The sequence below is a fragment of the Micromonospora sp. C41 genome (assembly GCF_018070485.1).
Taxonomy (GTDB): Bacteria; Actinomycetota; Actinomycetes; order Mycobacteriales; family Micromonosporaceae; genus Micromonospora; species Micromonospora chalcea.
This window is the reverse complement of sequence record NZ_JAGPXP010000004.1, coordinates 107915-124069: the sequence shown is the minus strand read 5'-3', so window position 1 is coordinate 124069 and position 16155 is coordinate 107915. Positions and strand designations below refer to the sequence as shown.

The 16155-nt window shown below is 73.2% G+C and carries 15 protein-coding genes and 1 pseudogene; 7 read left to right on the top strand and 9 right to left on the bottom strand.

Translation table 11 applies throughout. The features are described from left to right. Positions 1 to 15 precede the first annotated feature (15 nt). The 5 genes from valS to KBX43_RS06350 all read right to left on the bottom strand — a co-directional run bounded on the left by valS (position 16) and on the right by KBX43_RS06350 (position 8521). On the bottom strand, positions 16 to 2580 hold the full coding sequence (valS, locus tag KBX43_RS06370; protein WP_210883726.1) for a valine--tRNA ligase: 2565 nt from the start codon (positions 2578 to 2580) through the stop codon (positions 16 to 18). Positions 2581 to 2732: 152 nt separating this feature from the next. Next, a complete protein-coding gene (locus KBX43_RS06365) occupies positions 2733 to 4565 on the bottom strand; it encodes an ABC transporter ATP-binding protein (RefSeq protein ID WP_231915671.1) in 1833 nt (610 codons plus the stop codon). 137 nt (positions 4566 to 4702) lie between these two features. Beyond that, positions 4703 to 6523, bottom strand: a complete 1821-nt coding sequence (locus tag KBX43_RS06360; protein WP_210883722.1) for an ABC transporter ATP-binding protein — start codon at positions 6521 to 6523, stop codon at positions 4703 to 4705. Between the two features lie 37 nt (positions 6524 to 6560). Then, positions 6561 to 7073 carry a methylated-DNA--[protein]-cysteine S-methyltransferase gene (locus KBX43_RS06355; protein ID WP_069088261.1) on the bottom strand — a complete coding sequence of 171 codons (513 nt, stop codon included), beginning with the start codon at positions 7071 to 7073 and terminating at the stop codon, positions 6561 to 6563. Then, complete coding sequence (locus tag KBX43_RS06350; RefSeq protein WP_210883720.1) at positions 7070 to 8521, bottom strand: AlkA N-terminal domain-containing protein; 1452 nt, start codon at positions 8519 to 8521, stop codon at positions 7070 to 7072. The genes KBX43_RS06355 and KBX43_RS06350 overlap by 4 nt, the downstream gene beginning before the upstream one ends. Before the next feature lie 243 nt (positions 8522 to 8764). Between KBX43_RS06350 and KBX43_RS31375 the strand changes: the two genes are divergently transcribed. Then, the gene (locus KBX43_RS31375) at positions 8765 to 9229 is read left to right on the top strand and encodes a hypothetical protein (RefSeq protein ID WP_223201312.1); all 465 of its coding nucleotides are present in this window, start codon (positions 8765 to 8767) and stop codon (positions 9227 to 9229) included. A 176-nt stretch (positions 9230 to 9405) separates the two neighbouring features. Here the strand turns inward: KBX43_RS31375 and KBX43_RS31370 are convergent. Beyond that, positions 9406 to 10179 (bottom strand): annotated as a pseudogene (locus KBX43_RS31370) (EamA family transporter); the annotation flags it as partial. Positions 10180 to 10268: 89 nt separating this feature from the next. Here KBX43_RS31370 and KBX43_RS06340 point away from each other — a divergent pair. Genes KBX43_RS06340 through ychF form a run of 3 tightly spaced genes read left to right on the top strand, consistent with a single transcriptional unit; the run spans position 10269 to position 12687 of the window. After that, on the top strand, positions 10269 to 10775 hold the full coding sequence (locus tag KBX43_RS06340; protein WP_043328390.1) for a MarR family winged helix-turn-helix transcriptional regulator: 507 nt from the start codon (positions 10269 to 10271) through the stop codon (positions 10773 to 10775). 30 nt (positions 10776 to 10805) lie between these two features. Further along, a complete protein-coding gene (locus tag KBX43_RS06335; protein WP_113974743.1) occupies positions 10806 to 11543 on the top strand; it encodes a peptidase E in 738 nt (245 codons plus the stop codon). Positions 11544 to 11601: 58 nt separating this feature from the next. Beyond that, positions 11602 to 12687, top strand: coding sequence for a redox-regulated ATPase YchF (gene ychF, locus KBX43_RS06330; RefSeq protein ID WP_043328395.1), 1086 nt, complete (start codon positions 11602 to 11604; stop codon positions 12685 to 12687). 103 nt (positions 12688 to 12790) lie between these two features. Here the strand turns inward: ychF and KBX43_RS06325 are convergent, their stop codons facing one another. Continuing rightward, positions 12791 to 13792 carry a hypothetical protein gene (locus KBX43_RS06325; RefSeq protein ID WP_210883710.1) on the bottom strand — a complete coding sequence of 334 codons (1002 nt, stop codon included), beginning with the start codon at positions 13790 to 13792 and terminating at the stop codon, positions 12791 to 12793. Next, a complete protein-coding gene (locus KBX43_RS06320; RefSeq protein ID WP_210883703.1) occupies positions 13789 to 14145 on the bottom strand; it encodes a PadR family transcriptional regulator in 357 nt (118 codons plus the stop codon). Before KBX43_RS06320 ends, KBX43_RS06325 begins: the two co-directional genes overlap by 4 nt. 133 nt (positions 14146 to 14278) lie before the next feature. Here KBX43_RS06320 and KBX43_RS31365 point away from each other — a divergent pair, with 133 nt between their 5' ends. Further along, entirely contained in the window at positions 14279 to 14656 is a 378-nt protein-coding gene (locus tag KBX43_RS31365) for a hypothetical protein (RefSeq protein WP_259275798.1), read from the top strand. 193 nt (positions 14657 to 14849) lie between these two features. On the opposite strand, the gene KBX43_RS06310 is transcribed toward KBX43_RS31365, so the two are convergent. Further along, a complete protein-coding gene (locus tag KBX43_RS06310; protein WP_210883701.1) occupies positions 14850 to 15377 on the bottom strand; it encodes a hypothetical protein in 528 nt (175 codons plus the stop codon). Between the two features lie 189 nt (positions 15378 to 15566). On the opposite strand from KBX43_RS06310, the gene KBX43_RS06305 reads away from it, so the two are divergent. Beyond that, entirely contained in the window at positions 15567 to 15812 is a 246-nt protein-coding gene (locus KBX43_RS06305; protein ID WP_210883699.1) for a hypothetical protein, read from the top strand. Continuing rightward, the gene (locus KBX43_RS06300) at positions 15802 to 16137 is read left to right on the top strand and encodes a hypothetical protein (RefSeq protein WP_210883697.1); all 336 of its coding nucleotides are present in this window, start codon (positions 15802 to 15804) and stop codon (positions 16135 to 16137) included. Before KBX43_RS06305 ends, KBX43_RS06300 begins: the two co-directional genes overlap by 11 nt. Positions 16138 to 16155: the final 18 nt, after the last annotated feature.

The following is a 16155-nucleotide window of genomic DNA, read 5'->3' as shown; positions in this document are numbered from 1 at the left end:
CATCGCCGGCGGCGCTCAGAACGCGCAGGCGATGACCAGTTCGGTGGTGCGATCCGGCAGCAGGTCCAGCTTCGCGATCCGGCCCGCCGCGCGCAGGTCGTCGGCGACCGTGCCGAGCTGGTCCAGCACCGCCGCCGGTCCGAGCGCCTCGGCCAGCGGCACGTCCGCCTTCATCGACAGCTTCCGTTCCGACTTGGCGCGGCGCACCTGACCCAGCGCGTCCGCGGCCAGTCGCAGCAGTTCCGGGTCACCCGGCGCCTGCGTCGCGCGGCCCACCTCGTACGTGGTCGGCCACGGCGAGCGGTGCACCGAGCCGTACCGCCACCACGACCAGACCTCCTCGGTGACGAACGGCAGCACCGGCGCGAACAGGCGCAACTGCACCGACAACGCGGTCGCCAGCGCCGCCCGGGCCGAGTCGGCCGCCGGCCCGGTGCCGTAGGCGCGCTCCTTCACCAACTCGATGTAGTCGTCGCAGAACCGCCAGAAGAACGCCTCGGTGGCCATCAGGGCGGCCGTGTGGTCGTACCCGTCGAAGGCGGTGGTCGCGGTCGCGACCACGCCGGACAGTTCGGCGAGCATCGCGGTGTCCAGCGGTTGGGTCGCCGCGGCCCGCAGCGCGTCGGCGGCGCCCAGCCCGAGCGCGAACCGCGACGCGTTGAGCAGCTTGGTGGCCAGCCGCCGGCCCACCTTGACCTGGGCCGGGTCGAAGGCGAGGTCCATGCCCGGCTTGCCGTTGGCGGCCCAGTAGCGGACCGCGTCGGAGCCGTTCTGTTCCAGCAGCGCCATCGGCGTGACCACGTTGCCCTTGGACTTCGACATCTTCTTGCGGTCCGGGTCGAGGATCCAGCCGGAGAGCACCGCCGTGTGCCAGGGCAGCGCGCCGTGCTCCAGGTGGGACCGGGCGACGGTGGCGAACAGCCAGGTCCGGATGATGTCGTGCCCCTGCGGGCGCAGGTCCATCGGGAAGACCCGGGCGAACAGGTCCGGGTCGGTGTCCCAGCCGCCGACGATCTGCGGGGTCAGCGACGAGGTGGCCCAGGTGTCCAGCACGTCCGGGTCGCCTGTGAAACCGCCCGGCACGCCGCGCTGCGACTCCTCGTATCCGGGCGGCGGTTCGCTGCTCGGGTCGATCGGGAGCGTCGCCTCGTCCGGTGTGAGAGGGTGGGTCCAGTCCGGCTCGCCAGTGTCGTCGAGCCGGTACCACACCGGCACCGGCACGCCGAAGAACCGCTGCCGGCTGACCAGCCAGTCACCGGTGAGGCCGCCCACCCAGTGCTCGTAGCGGTGCCGCATGTGCTCCGGCACCCAGCGCAGCTCCCGACCCCGGGCCAGCAGCTCCTCGCGCAGGCCGGCGTCCCGGCCGCCGTTGCGCAGATACCACTGCCGGGTCGAGACGATCTCCAGCGGCCGGTCGCCGCGCTCGTAGAACTTCACCGGGTGCGTGATCGGGCGCGGCTCGCCGACCAGATCACCCGCGTCGGCCAGCAGCTCCACCAGCGTCCGCCGGGCGCCGTTCACCGTCTGCCCGGCCAGCGCCGCGTAGGGCGCCGCCGGCACGCCGGCCGGCGGCTCCGGCAGCAGCCGCCCGTCCCGGCCGATCACCACGCGGGTGTCCAGCCGCAGCTCACGCCACCAGGTCACGTCGGTCAGGTCACCGAACGTGCAGACCATCGCGATGCCCGTGCCCTTGGCCGGGTCCGCCAGCGGATGCGCGCGCACCGGCACCTCGACCCCGAACACCGGGGTACGCGCGGACGCGCCGACCAGGTCCGCGTACCGCTCGTCGTCGGGGTGGCAGACCAGCGCCACGCAGGCCGGCAGCAGCTCCGGGCGGGTGGTGTCGATCAGCACCTCGCGGCCGTCCGGCCCGGTGAACCGCAGCCGGTGGTACGCGCCGGGCCGCTCCCGGTCCTCCAGTTCCGCCTGCGCCACGGCGGTGCCGTACCCGACGTCCCACAGCGTCGGCGCCTCGGCCTGGTACGCCTCGCCCCGCGCCAGATTGCGCAGGAACGCGCGCTGGCTCGCGGCGCGGGCCGCCGACCCGATCGTGGTGTACGTCAGCGACCAGTCCACGGACAGCCCGAGCCGCCGCCACAGCGCCTCGAACGCCTTCTCGTCCTCGACGGTGAGCAGTTCGCACAGCTCGATGAAGTTGCGCCGGGAGATCGCCGTCGGGTTCTTCCGGGCCGTGTCGTCCACCGGCGCGGACGGCGGCCGCCAGTTGCTGTCGTACGGCAGCGCCGGGTCGGGACGCACGCCGTACACGTTCTGCACCCGGCGTTCGGTGGGCAGCCCGTTGTCGTCCCAGCCCATCGGGTAGAAGACCGTGCGCCCGCGCATCCGCTGGAACCGGGCCACCGTGTCGGTGTGCGTGTACGAGAACACGTGCCCCATGTGCAGTTCGCCCGACACGGTCGGCGGGGGAGTGTCGATCGCGTATACGTCCGACCGCTCCTTCGTACGGTCGAACGCGTACGTGCCGTCGGACTGCCAGCGGCGGGCCCAGGTCTCCTCGATGCCGTCCAGGCTCGGACGCTCGGGGACGCCGCCGCGGGCGCTGATCGTCGTGTCGGTCATCAGCCGATGGTAGGCAGCCCGGTTGCCGCACTCCACGACTTTCCCCACCCCGCGCGTCCTCGCCGATCTTGCGCTTGCCGCCCCGGCACAAGCCGCTTTTCGGGCATCCCTCGGGCCGCAAGTGCAAGATCAACGAGGGTCGGAGGAGCGAGCTAGAGGAGCGAGTCGCGCCACTGGCGGTGCAGGGCGGCGTAGCGGCCGTCGGCGGCGATCAGCTCGGCCGGTGGGCCGTCCTCCACGATCCGGCCGTCGTCGAGCACCAGCACCCGGTCCGCCGTCTCCACGGTGGAGAGACGATGGGCGATCACCAAGGCGGTGCGGTCGCGCAGCACGTTGTGCAGGGCCCGCTGCACCAACCGCTCGGTCGGCACGTCCAGCGACGAGGTCGCCTCGTCCAGGATCAGCACCCGCGGGTCGGCGAGGAACGCCCGGGCGAACGCGACGAGCTGCCGCTGCCCGGCGGACAGCCGGCCGCCGCGCCGGTGCACGTCCGTGGCGTACCCGTCGGGCAGCGCGGCGATGAAGTCGTGCGCGCCGATCGCCCGCGCCGCCGCGACCACCGCCTCGTCGTCCGCGTCCGGCCGCCCGAACCTGATGTTGTCGGCCACGGAGCCGCTGAACAGGTGGGTCTCCTGGGTCACCAGCACCACCGCCCGGCGCAGTTCGGCGTCGGCCAGGTCACGCAGGTTCACCCCGTCCAGGTCGACAGCGCCCGCGTCCGGGTCGTGGAACCGGGCCAGCAGCTTCGCGACAGTGGACTTCCCGGCGCCGGTCGGCCCGATCAGCGCCACCGTCTGCCCGGGCGGCACGGTCAGGTCCAGGCCGGACAGGATCGGCGTCTGCCGCCGGTAGCCGAAGTCGACGGCGCGGAACGTCACCGCCCCGCGCGGCGGCCCGGCCGGCAGCGGCACCGGGTCCGCCGGTTCGGCCACCGCCGGGCGCTCGTCCAGCACCCCGGCCAGCTTCTCCAACGCGGCGGTCGCCGACTGGAGCGCGTTGTAGAACTGGCTCAGCTCCTCCATCGGCTCGAAGAACCGGCGCAGGTAGAGCAGGAACGCGGCGAGCACACCCACCTCCACGCCGCCGCCCAGCACCCGCCAGCCGCCGTACCCGAGCACCACCGCCGTGGTCAGGTTGCCGATCAGCCGGATGCCCGGCGAGTAGATCGCGATCAGCCGGAACGCGCGCAGGCTGGAGCGCCGGTAGTCGTCGTTCACGGCGGCGAAGATGCGCTCGTTGCGGGGCTCCCGCCGGTACGCCTGCACGGCCCGGATCCCGCGCAGCGACTCCACGAAGTGCACGATGACCAGCGCCACCGCCTCCCGGGTACGCCGGTAGGCGCCCGCCGACGCGCGCGCGAACCAGCGTGACAGCAGGAACAGGAACGGGAACGCGAGCAGCGTCACCGCCGCCAGCGGCAGGTCCAGCCAGAGCAGGATGCCCGCCACCGACAGCACCGACAGCCCGGCCATCACCAGCTTGTCGATGCCGCCGTCGACCAGTTCGGCGATCGACTCCAGGTCGCTCGTCAGCCGGGACACCATCCGCCCGGAGGTGTAGCGCTCGTGGAAACCGACGTCGAGGCGGAGGAAGTGCCCGTACACCCGTCGGCGCAGGTCCAGCAGGACGGCCTGGCCGATCCGGGCGGCGAGGGTGAGGAACGCGCGCCGGGCCGCGTACTCGACGGCTGTCGCCACCACGAACGCGGCGGCGACAGCGATCAGCGGGCCGGGATCACCGGCCCGCAGTGGCCCGATGCCCCGGTCGATGCCGAGCATGACCAGGTACGGGCCGGACATCGCGGCGGCGTTCTGGGCCAGCAGCAGCGCCACCGCCAGCCCGAGCGCACGGCGGTGCGGCCGCAGCAGTTGCCGCAGCAGGAGCCGGCTGCGGGCGCGGAGCCGGGCCACCGCCGCCGGTGAGGAGTCCTCGGCGCGGCTGCGGTCGGCGTCCGGGTCGGTGGCCCGGCCGCGCCAGCGGGACAGGTCGTCGCGTCCGCCGGTGCGGTTCGCGTCGTCGTGGCGTGCGCCGGCTGCGCCGTGCGCCTGCCCGTGCCCGGCGGTGCGCGCGCCGGTGTCGCGCGGCGCGTCGCGGGGCCGGGGCACCCGCGGCGCGCCGCCGGTCACGAGCGCACCAGACCGACGCCGCCGGAACGGCGCTCCGGCTCGGCGGAGAGCACCGCCCGGTACGCCGGCACCCGGGCCAGCAGCTCCGAGTGGGTGCCGACGGCGACGATCCGGCCGCCGTCCAGCAGCGCCACCCGGTCCGCCAGCGCCACTGTCGAGGGGCGGTGCGCCACCAGCAGGGCCGTGGTGCGGCTCTCCCGCAGCACCCGGCGCAGCGCCGCCTCCACGAGCGCCTCGGTGTGCACGTCGAGCGCGGAGAGCGGATCGTCGAGCACCAGCAGTGCAGGCCGCCCGAGCACCGCGCGGGCCAGCGCGAGGCGCTGCCGCTGCCCGCCGGACAGCGACAGCCCCTGTTCACCGACCCGGGTGGCCAGCCCCCAGGGCAACTCGTACGCGAAGTCCGCCTGCGCCAGCGCCAGCGCCGCCCGGACCTCCTCCTCGCCCGCGTCCGGCCGCCCCAGCGTCAGGTTCTCCCAGACCGACATGGAGAACAGGGTCGGCTCCTCGAACGCCACCCCGACCAGCCGTCGCAGCGAGCCGAGCCGCAGGTCACGCACGTCGCGCCCGTCGACGGTGATCCGGCCGCCGGTCACCTCGTGCAGCCGCGGGACGAGCGACAGCAGCGTGCTCTTGCCGCAGCCGGTGACGCCGACGAGCGCCATCGTCTCGCCCGGCTCGACGGTCAGGTCCAGGTCGTGCAGCACCGGCGCCGAGGTGCCCGGGTAGCGAAAGGTGACCCCCTCGAAGCGGAGCCGGCCGCGTACGTCGGCGCGCTCCAGCGACCGGGCGTGCGGCGCGTCCACGATCGTCGGGCGGGTGTCGAGGACCTCCTGGATCCGGTCGGCGGCGGTGGCGGCCTCCTGGCCGTTGGCGATGATCCAGCCGAGCGACTGCACCGGCCAGATCAGCATGAGCTGGAGGCTGACGAACGCGACCAGCTCCCCGATGGACAGCGCGCCCTCGGCGACGGCCGCCGCGCCGGTCACCAGGACCGCGCCGAGGGTCAGGTTGGGCACCAGGTCGAACAGCGCCGAGGTGCGGGCCAGCAGCCGCGCCTTGCCGATCCCGGTGTCGTGCAACCGGCGCGCGCCGACGGCGAACCGTGCGGCCAGTTCCGGCCCCCGCCCGTACGCCCGCATGGTGCGCAGCCCCTGCGCGGTCTCCTCGACGAGCGTGGCCACGTCGCCCTGCTGGTCCTGCATCCGGCGCGACGCCGCGTGGTAGTGCCGGGCGAAGCGGCGGCTGATCAGGAACAGCGGAACGGCGCTGGCCGCGACCAGCGACCCCAGCCAGGGGTGCAGCCGGATCAGCAGCACCACCACGGCGACGTAGGTGATCAGGTTGAGGACCAGGAACAGCAGCCCGAAGGAGAGGAACCGCCGGATCACCGAGAGGTCGCTGGTGATCCGGGACAGCAACTGGCCGGACTGCCAGCGGTCGTGGAAGCCGGCCGGGAGCCGTTGCAAGTGGGCGTAGATGTCGGCGCGGATGGCCGCCTCCATGCCCACCGAGGACGACGACTGGGTCCAGCGGCGGATGAAGATGAGAACCGCCTCGGCCAGCCCGAGCAGCAGCGCGAGGCCGCCGAGGCGCAGCAGCCCGGCCTCGTCGTGCCGGGCCACCGGCCCGTCGACCACCCGTTGCACCACCAGCGGAACGGCGAGGCTCGCCGCGGTGGCCGCGAGCGCCGCCACCAGCAGCCAGGCGAACTCCGTCGCGTACGGGCGCAGGTAGGGCCGCAGCCGCCAGAGGTTGCGCAGCGGCTTGGACCGGGCGTCGTTCTGCGCCGCGAGGTTGCCGTCGCTGGGCGCGGGCACTACCCGACGGTAGCCGCCGGGGGTGACGTTTCCGCTGTCAGCTAGCCGTCACCCGTCCCTCATGCCCGAGAAGCCACTTCTTCACGGGCAGGCCCCAGCGGTAGCCGCCGAGCGTGCCGTCGGTGCGCAGCACCCGGTGACAGGGCACGAAGAGCGCTGCCGCGTTGCGCGCGCATGCCGCCGCGGCGGCGCGGACCGCGGCGGGGCGTCCGGCCAGCGCGGCGAACCCGGTGTAGGTGACCGGGTCGCCGGGCTTGACGTCGCGCAGCACCTGCCAGGCGTGCGTCAGGAAGAGCCCGCCGCTGTGCTGCTCCACCGGGATCGCGTCGATCGCGGCGAGGTCTCCGTCCAGGTAGGCCCGGACGGCGGCGGTGACCGGACCGAGGTCGGCCCGTTCCCGCAGGTCACCACGGAGGCTCGGGTGGGTCAACGGCGCCAGGGCCGCCGGGTCGGGCGTGAAGCCGGCCGCGCGTACCGCGCCGTCGGGGCCGGCGAGCACGCTCAACGGGCCGACCGGTGTGTCGATGACGGTGCTGTCCACAGTGCTCATGCTGCTCTCCAGAGTCGGATCGTCGCGTAGGACCGCCAGGGGCGCCAGCGTTCGGCGTACGCGAGCAGGGTCTTGGGGGTGTCGGGCAGGCCGAGCGCGGTTGCGCCGCGGCGTACGCCCAGGTCGGTGGTGAGGGCGACGTCGGGGTCGCCGAGTGCGCGCATGGCCAGGTAGCCGGTGGTCCACGGGCCGACGCCGGGCACCGCGGCCAGGAGCCGGACCGTCTCCTCCCGGTCGCCTCCGGGTTCCAGGTCCAGCGTCCCGTCGGCGACGGCGCGGGCCAGCGCCCGGATCGTCTCCCGGCGGGCGGCCGGCATCCGGAACGCCGGGTCCGGCGCCGCGAGCACGTCGGCGGGACCCGGGAACGCCACCAGGCCGTCGGCCGGGTCGTCGGTGCCCGAACCGCTCGCCGACCGGACGGCGGAGAGCAGGCGGGTGAGCGTGGTCCGCGCCGAGGTCAGCGAGACCTGCTGGGTCACGACGGCGCGGACGGCCAGCTCGAAGCCGTCGACCGCGTGCGGAAGCCGGACGCCCGGCTCGGCGACGACCGCCGGGGCCAGCGCCGGGTCGGCGGCCAGGGTGGCGTCCACCGCGACCGGGTCGGCGTCCAGGTCGAGCAGGCGGCGGCAGCGGGCCACCGCGGGAGCCAGGTCACGCATGTCGGCCAGCCGCAACGTGGCGTCGATGTGGCCGTCGGACGGGGTCAGCGCCACCGTGCCGGGACCGTGCGGCAGGCGCAGCCCCCGGTGGTAGGTGCCGTCGCGGACCACCTCGACGCCGGGCAGCGCGCGCAGCGAGAGGAAGTCCAGCAGCGCGCCCGCGTGCAGCGGTGGCCGGTATGCCAGCCGCAGCGAGAGCGTGCCCGCGCCGGTGGCCGAGGCCGGACCGCGTCGCCCGGCGCGCAGCTCGGACGGGGTGCCGCCGTAGACCTCACGGACGGTCTCGTTGAACTGCCGGACGCTGCCGAACCCGGCGGCGAAGGCCACCTCGGCCAGGCCGAGGCCGGTGGTCTCGATCAGGATCCGGGCGGTCTGCGCGCGCTGTGCCCGGGCCAGCGCCAGCGGGCCGGCGCCCAGCTCGGCCTGGAGCATCCGGTGCAGGTGCCGCTCGGTGTAGCCGAGCCGGCCGGCCAGCCCGGGCACCCCGTCGCGGTCGACCACGCCGTCGGCGATCAGCCGCATGGCGCGGCCGACCAGGTCGGCCCGGACGTCCCACTGCGGGGAGCCCGGCGCCGCGTCCGGCCGGCACCGGCGGCACGCCCGCAGCCCGGCACCCTGCGCGGCGGCGGCCGACGGGAAGAAGCGGACATTCTGCCGCTTGGGTGTCATCGCCGGACAGGACGGCCGGCAGTAGATCCCGGTCGACGTCACGCCGGTGTAGAACCAGCCGTCGAACCGCGGATCGCGGCTGTCGACGGCCCGGTAACACCGCTCAAAGTCCAGCTCCATGCCCCCGATCCTGCCCCCCGCCCCGCCGGCGTGGCTGGCGGTATTCGGACATGACGTGTGGCAGTCGCGCCAGCTCGGGGAGGTGGCGGTATCGCCGGTTCCCGGATGCCGCCACCTCGGCGGAATGGTGTGGATCATGCCCGGCGGACCCGAGAAAGTGTCGTAAGTGGTCGGTACGGTCCCGCCACCAACTCAAGAAAAGGTGCGGGGCATGGCGAGCGTGGCCGGGCGGGGTGTCCGCTGATGCGATCGGGGCGGGCACCGTTGGACGCCGCGGTGGTGCAGGGCTTCTACGAGCGGATGAGGTTGGTGGCGCCGGCCGCCTACGGCGCGATCGAGCGCGACCGGGCCGGTGACCCCGGGCGCCCCTTCCCCGACACCGCCTGCGGCCGGCTGGCCGGCTCGCTCGACCCGGACGGGCTGCGCGCGCTCGGCATGTGGGCGCACCACTGGTGCATGCGCTTCTACGACGACGACACCCGCGTCGGCCTGCGGCTGGTCCGGGAGATCGCCGCCCGGTCCGGCCTGGGCTGGACCGCCGACGAGGTGCGGTGGCTGCTCGACCGGTCGTACGAGGCCGGGCCCGCCGCCGCGCACCGGTTCACGCTGCCGCTGGCCGCCGCGGCGCAACTGCCGGCCGGTGCGCTGCCCGAGGGTGTCGCCGCCGAGGCGTGGCCGGACGACTGGCGCCGGCTGCGGGCCGGCTGACGGCGCCGCCACCAGCCCACCGCTCCGCCGCCCGCCCGAACGCCGACCAGCGCCATCGCCGGGTGGTCCGCGTCGCCACCCAGCCGCGGGCGAGGAGGCCGGTCCGGCATCTGGGCGAGCACCATCGCCGCCACGGCCACCGCGAAACCGGCGAGCTGGACCGGGTCCAGCGCCTCACCGAGCACCGCCCAGCCGAGCGTCGCCGCAGTCAGCGGGCTCAACGCGCCGAGCACCGACACGCGGGACACCGGCAGTCGCGCCGCGCCCCGGAACCACAGCACGTACGCCAGCGCGGTGCCGGCCAGCCCGAGCCACGCGTACCCGAGCACTGCCGGTCCGTCGGGCACGGGCGGCGCGCCCTCGACGGCGGCGGCGACCGGCACGATCATCAGGCCACCGGCGACGAGCTGCCAGCTCGTCGCGGCCAGGACGCCCACTCCGGGTGGCCGGCCCCAGCGGCGGGTGAGCACCAGCCCGGCGGCCATCGCCACGGCCCCGGCGAGCCCGGCGGCGACGCCGAGCGGGTCGAGGCCGGCGCCGGGGCGCAGCACCACGAGGGCGACGCCGAGCGGGGCGGCCACGGCGGCGACCAGCGCCGGCCGGGTGGGGCGGTCGCGGAGCAGCGCGACCGTCAGCACCGCCACCAGCAGCGGCTGGGCGGCGCCGAGCACGGCGGCGGTGCCACCGGGCAGCCGGTACGCGGCGAGGAAGAGCAGCGGGAAGAACACCCCGATGTTGAGCGCGCCGAGCGCGGCGGCCCGCCCCCACCAGCGGCCGTGTGGTCGCCTTCGGGTCAGCGCGAGCAGCAGCAGACCGGCCGGGAGGGCGCGGATCGCGCCGGCCCAGAGCGGCCGGTCCGGGGGCAGGAGTTCGGCGGTGACCAGGTAGGTGGTGCCCCAGGTGACGGGGGCGGCGGCGGTGAGCGCGACGTCGGTCCAGCGAGAGTTCACAGCAGCTTCCTCAGCTCTAAGTATCTTAGAGCTAAGCTACTCAGGCCCGAGCGAAAAGGGAAGTGGGACGTGGGGCACAATCGGCAGCCGTGACAGGCGACGAGGTGGACGCGATCGTTGAGCAGTGGCGGCGGGAACGACCCGGCATGCGGCCCGAGCCGATGGCCGTGTTCGGCCGCATCTACCGGCTCGCCCGGCTGGTCGGCGACGGCCAGGAGAAGGTGTACGCGGCCTGGGGCATCGGCCGAGGTGAGTTCGACGTGCTCGCCGCGCTGCGCCGCTCCGGTGAGCCGTACACGCTGGCGCCGAAGGCGCTCGCCGCCTCGCTGATGCTCACCTCGGGCGGCATGACCGGGCGGCTCGACCGCCTCGAACGGGCCGGCCTGGTACGGCGCTCGCCGGACCCGGCCGACCGGCGGGCGCTGCGGGTCACACTCACCGACACCGGTCGCCGGGTGGTCGAGGAGTCCGCCGAGGCCGGGCTCGCGGTGCAGCGGCGGATCCTCGACGCGCTGCCGCCGGCCGACCAGGAGCGGCTGGCCGACCTGCTGCGTACGCTGCTCGCCGCGGCCGACACCTCCGGTCCGGCACAATGATCGTCACTGTCATCGGCCGGAAGGACGCCCGTGCCCGCCACTGAACCGACGATCGTCGCCACCAGCATGGGTTTCGCCAGCCGTCGTCGTGGCCCCTGGGACGCCCGGCCCAGCGCCCTGTTCGACCTGATGGCCGACCTGGCCGGGGCCGGTGACGCGCCGCGCGTCTGCTACCTCGGCCAGGCCACCGGGGACCAGCCGACCGGGTTCACCGTCTTCTACGGCGCCTTCGCCGGCACCCGGTTCCGCGCCTCCCACCTGGCGCTCTACCCGATGCCGAACGTCGAGGACATCCGCGCCCACCTGCTCGCGCAGGACGTCATCTGGGTCGGCGGCGGCAGCGTGGCCAACCTCTGCGCGGTCTGGCGGGTGCACGGTCTGCCGGAGATCCTGCACGAGTGCTGGCAGGCAGGCGTGGTGCTCGGCGGTGTCTCCGCCGGCTCGATCTGCTGGCACACCGGCGGCGCCACCGACAGCTACGGCCCGACGCTGCGGCCCTTCACCGAAGGGCTGGGCTGGCTCCCGTACGGCAACGGCGTGCACTACGACAGCGAGGAACAGCGGCGACCGCTGATGCACCAGCTGGTCGCCGACGGCACGCTCCCGGCCAGCCACTGCACCGACGACGGCGTCGGGTTGATCTACCGGGGCACCCGGCTGGCCGAGGCGGTGGCCGACCGGCCGGGCGTGGCCGCGTACGAGCTGGTCCGCGCCGAGGACGGCACCGCCCGGGAGACCCGGATCGAGCCGAGCCTGCTGTCGGAGTGACAGGCTTCGCGGACCTGCCTGCCCGGCGCGGGCGGCGAACCGCGTAAGCTGGTTCGTCGTGAGTCTCACCATCGGCATCGTCGGCCTGCCCAACGTGGGCAAGAGCACCCTGTTCAACGCGCTGACCAAGAACGACGTGCTCGCCGCGAACTACCCGTTCGCCACCATCGAGCCGAACGTCGGCGTGGTCGGGCTGCCCGACGAGCGGCTGGCCAAGCTGGCCGAGATCTTCTCCTCGCAGAAGGTGCTGCCGGCGCCCGTCTCCTTCGTCGACATCGCCGGCCTGGTCCGCGGCGCGTCCAAGGGGCAGGGCCGGGGCAACGCGTTCCTCGCCAACATCCGCGACGCCTCGGCGATCTGCCAGGTGGTGCGCGCCTTCTCCGACCCGAACGTGGTGCACGTCGACGGCAAGGTCTCCCCGGCCGACGACATCGAGACGATCAACACCGAGCTGATCCTGGCCGACATCCAGACGCTGGAGAAGGCGCTGCCCCGGCTGGAGAAGGAGGCCAAGCTCCGCAAGGACCGGGCCGCCGCCGTCGAGGCCGCCAAGAAGGCGGTCGAGGTCCTCGACAACGGTGTGACCCTGTACGCGGGCGCCGCAGCCGCGAAGGTCGAGCTGGAACACCTGCGTGAGCTGCACCTGCTCACCACCAAGCCGTTCCTCTACGTCTTCAACGTCGACGAGGCCGAGCTGGGCAACGCCGAGTTCCTCGACGAGCTGCGCGGCCTGGTCGCGCCCGCCGAGGCGATCTTCATGGACGCCAAGATCGAGTCCGAGCTGGTCGACCTGCCCGAGGACGAGGCCCGCGAGCTGCTGGAGTCCATCGGGCAGTCCGAGCCCGGCCTGAACCAGCTCGTCCGGGTCGGCTTCCGCACGCTCGGGCTCCAGACGTACCTGACGGCCGGCCCCAAGGAGGCGCGGGCCTGGACCGTCCCGGTCGGCGCGACCGCGCCGGAGGCCGCCGGGGTGATCCACAGCGACTTCCAGCGCGGCTTCATCAAGGCCGAGGTGGTCTCCTACGACGACCTGGTCGAGGCCGGATCGATGGCGGCGGCGAAGGCCGCCGGCAAGGTCCGGATCGAAGGCAAGGAGTACGTCATGCAGGACGGCGACGTGGTGGAGTTCCGCTTCAACGTCTGAAATCGGGCGCATCCCCCGCGCCTCAGGCTTAATGTGGCCGGCCGCCCGGTCGCTTCGCTCACCCCCGTTGTGACGACGCGATCGGGCGGCTCACAGTGGTGGGCTACAGCCGGAACATGTGCCTGCGGAGGCTTCGGCGAGTTGGACGTCGTTCGCCCCTCCCGTTAGTGATCGCCCGTCGGCGGCCGGCGATTCCCAGCATGAGCAGCGCCGGGCCGAGCAGGCTCACGAGGATCGCGTAGGCAGCCAGGGTGCCGAACTCCACGCTTGGGGAGCCCCGATACGGGCTCACGGTTCCAGCGAGCTTGTGCAGCGCGAGTTGCCCGACCGGTGCGAGCAGCACGAGTAGGGCCCAGATGCCGCGGTTGTCGCGGTGGAGGGCGAGCCCGAGGGCCAGCAGCAGAGCGACAGCCATCAGGAGCCCGGCGGCGGTCGGTAGGAACCGGGCGGTACTGGCGGCGTAGTACCCGTCAAGCGCATGGTGTGCGGCCAGGTATGCGGTTGTCCCGCCGGCGCCTACCGCCGCGAGTGGTGTTCCAATCCGGATGCTGGGGGACAGCCGCTCCGGTAGCAGGAGCGCCAGCGCGCCGAGAGTGGCCTGGGGCAGCAGGATGAACAGTGGTGGCCTGGGCAGGCCGGTCATCGCGCCCGCCGGCACAGTCGCGATCGTGAGCACAAGAGCGACGCCTACTGCGGCCCGGGTTGCCCGTCCCGGTGAGAGAGCCACGGCGATTGCGGCGACGAGCCAGGCGGTCCACGCGATGAACCCCGGTGAGGCGAGCGGGCCGACATGCGGGATGTTCCACTCAGGCGGGGCAGGGCGCAGTTCGGCCACCCACCAGATGGCCGCAAGCGTGGTGGCGACCAGTAGTGCCACGACCGAGGCGAGACGCACCCCGTGAATCAGGTCGAGGAGGCCGGCGGCGCGCAGCCGCTGACGAAGGCCCCCGCGCATCAGATCCGCGACATCTCCGGGTGAGGGCCAGCGCTGGCCGGGCTTGGCCAGGTCAAGATACGTCCCGACGATCTCCGCGCCACGCGAGCGGCGATAGTCCGAGGGGTACGCGCTCAGCAGGCGCAGGTAGCGGCGTTCCAGGGTCGTCACGCGAGTCCTCCAGCGGTACGCGGGCGGAAGGTGCGGCCTCGTGCGCGGAGCCGGATCGTGGCCACCTCGACGTTGCGTCGCAGCCGTTCCGTCTCCTCGGTCAACGTGGCGTCACCGGCGGGTGAGAGGCGGTAGTAGCGGCGCGCTCGACCGTTGACGATCTCTTCCCTGTCGACCTCGACCAGGCCGGCGTCGACCAGCCGGTCGAGCGCGCCGTAAAGCGTGCCCGGGCGAAGGGTGACTCTGCCGTCGGAGAGAGCGGCGACGTCGCCGATCAACCCGTAGCCGTGCATCGGCTCCTTGGCCAGCGCGGTCAGGATCAAGAAGGTGGGTTCGCGCAGCGGTGTGTCCATGAGCAGCAATATATCGGACGCGAGCATATATCGGGGGGCGATATAAGGGTTCGCCTGAAGCACAAGGGGAAGGGCGTCGCCGGCAAGGTGTGGCAGGGGCCGTGCCGCCGATCAGCAGATGGCTGGTCGGGGAGTGACGACGACGATCAGACCGACTCCCAAGCTGGCCGTGCGAAGATCAGCGGCGATGAACGCCGACGCCTGGAGCTTGATCGACGGCAGAGCCGAGCGGGCGAGGCGCTCGTGGTCGGCGACCAGGGCGGCACTGCCTGTTGGTGAACAAGTCCGGGTACGAGTGCTCGCGGCGATGCCGTTCGGCGTATTCGTCGAGATAGAGGGCCAGCCGGATGCGCTCGGTCTGCTGGAGACAACCGCGCTATCCCGCGGCGGCGAGCTGCCCGCTCTCGGCGTCTGCTTCGAGGCGGTCGTGGCCGACCATACCGTTCACAATTGGCAGGTGAGGCTACGGTCGGCCGACGTCGAAGGCGGCGCCGAGCGACCAGCCGGGTGACGCCCTCAAGTCGGCCGTTGCCGCAGGTCAAGCGTGCCGACGATTAGGGCCGTTGATCCACAGCTTGATCTGGGCACCTCGGCGCAGAGCGTCGAGCAGCTCCTCGCGCACTGGTCCCGCCGCAGTCGCCAGGACCCGGTCGTGCAGGCGTTCCTGTGCACAAGGCCGGGACCCGTGCGGTCACTGCGCGAGGCTACCGACGAGAGCTCGACGCAGCGAACGTCTTCACGTCCTGAAGCAGGAGGTCCAGGAAGGTGGCCAGGTCCGGGGCGGCCACGTCGAAGCGCGGATCCTCCGAGGTGTAGATGCCGTCGAGGACGAGGTCCGGAGGGAGCCGGTAGACGGGCCACCCGTCCGGCGTCGCCAGCGCGTACTGCGTGCCGCCGCCGTCGCTGGCGAACACGATTACATCGGCGTCGTGGCGGCCACGTACGCGCCAGAGGTCCCGTGCCTCGTGGACGTGGACCACGTGGGAGGCGCTGTGCAGGAAGAACCCGTTGTCGATGTCGGCCAGGTCGACGGCGTCCACTACCGCGTACAGGTCGGCAAGGACAGCGGGGACGGCGGGACGGGCGGCGGCGATCAGCGCGGCAGAGGTCGTCGTGGGCTCACTGACGGCATTCTCGCCGGGCGGGTATCCGTAGCGGTCCTCGAAGTCGAGCACCGCGGAAGCGACCGCCTTCCGCAGATCCTCCCGCCAGGTCACCAGGTCTCGTTGCATCACGGCAGGACACTGCCACCGTGAACCAGATCTGACCAGGAGCGCTGGGAGCGGGACGACCATCCGACCTGTCAGACGCCCGTACGCCGGATTCCGGGTCTTTGATCTCTTGGCCGGCACTGCGACGATGCAGGCCGTCGGAGGCGGCCGTGTGCGGACGTCTCGTGTCTCACCGACCGAGGAGTCGATGTGCGTCTGCCCCGTGAGCCCCACCCGGTTGACCGGCCGGTCCTGCTCATCTCCATGATCGTCTGTGGCGGCCTCGGGACCCTTGCGGCGAGCGGATGGAACGGCGACGCAGGGCGGTTCCAGCCGATCGCGGCAGTGCTCGCCGTGGTGCTGTTCGCGTGCTTCCTGATCATGTTCGCGGTGTTCTGGGTCGGCTGGCTGATGCGCGGCCACGAGTTGTGGCGCGAGGAGCGGCGTGAGCGCTGACCAGGACCGTTACCGGCATGACCGCCGGTGGCTCGAACACGCGGTGCACGAGCTTCCGGCCGGGGTGCTGTGGGGCGCCGACGGCGCGACACCCGCACAGTGCGCCGAGATGCTGGACGGTCTGGACGAGTTCGCTCGCACCTGTGCCCGCCTCGGGCTCGACGACCACACCGGGTTCATCGAGGACTGCCGGTGGCACTTCGACCACTACCCGCACTACCTGAGCCGCCGCCACATCGCGGACTACGCGACGTACATCCGCGATCGTCGCGGACCGATGCGGGTCTCGTCGCCGCCGACGCCGGACTGGCTACGACGTCACTGACCACCGCCGCCGTTCTCC

What these genes read in the sequence shown, in the direction of transcription:
- KBX43_RS06350 (WP_210883720.1), bottom strand. Translation starts at nt 8,521, where the DNA reads ATGGAGCTGGACTTTGAGCGGTGTTACCGGGCCGTCGACAGCCGCGAT.
- valS (WP_210883726.1), bottom strand. Translation starts at nt 2,580, where the DNA reads ATGACCGACACGACGATCAGCGCCCGCGGCGGCGTCCCCGAGCGTCCG.
- KBX43_RS06310 (WP_210883701.1), bottom strand. Translation starts at nt 15,377, where the DNA reads ATGCAACGAGACCTGGTGACCTGGCGGGAGGATCTGCGGAAGGCGGTC.
- KBX43_RS31375 (WP_223201312.1), top strand. Translation starts at nt 8,765, where the DNA reads ATGCGATCGGGGCGGGCACCGTTGGACGCCGCGGTGGTGCAGGGCTTC.
- KBX43_RS06320 (WP_210883703.1), bottom strand. Translation starts at nt 14,145, where the DNA reads ATGGACACACCGCTGCGCGAACCCACCTTCTTGATCCTGACCGCGCTG.
- KBX43_RS06355 (WP_069088261.1), bottom strand. Translation starts at nt 7,073, where the DNA reads ATGAGCACTGTGGACAGCACCGTCATCGACACACCGGTCGGCCCGTTG.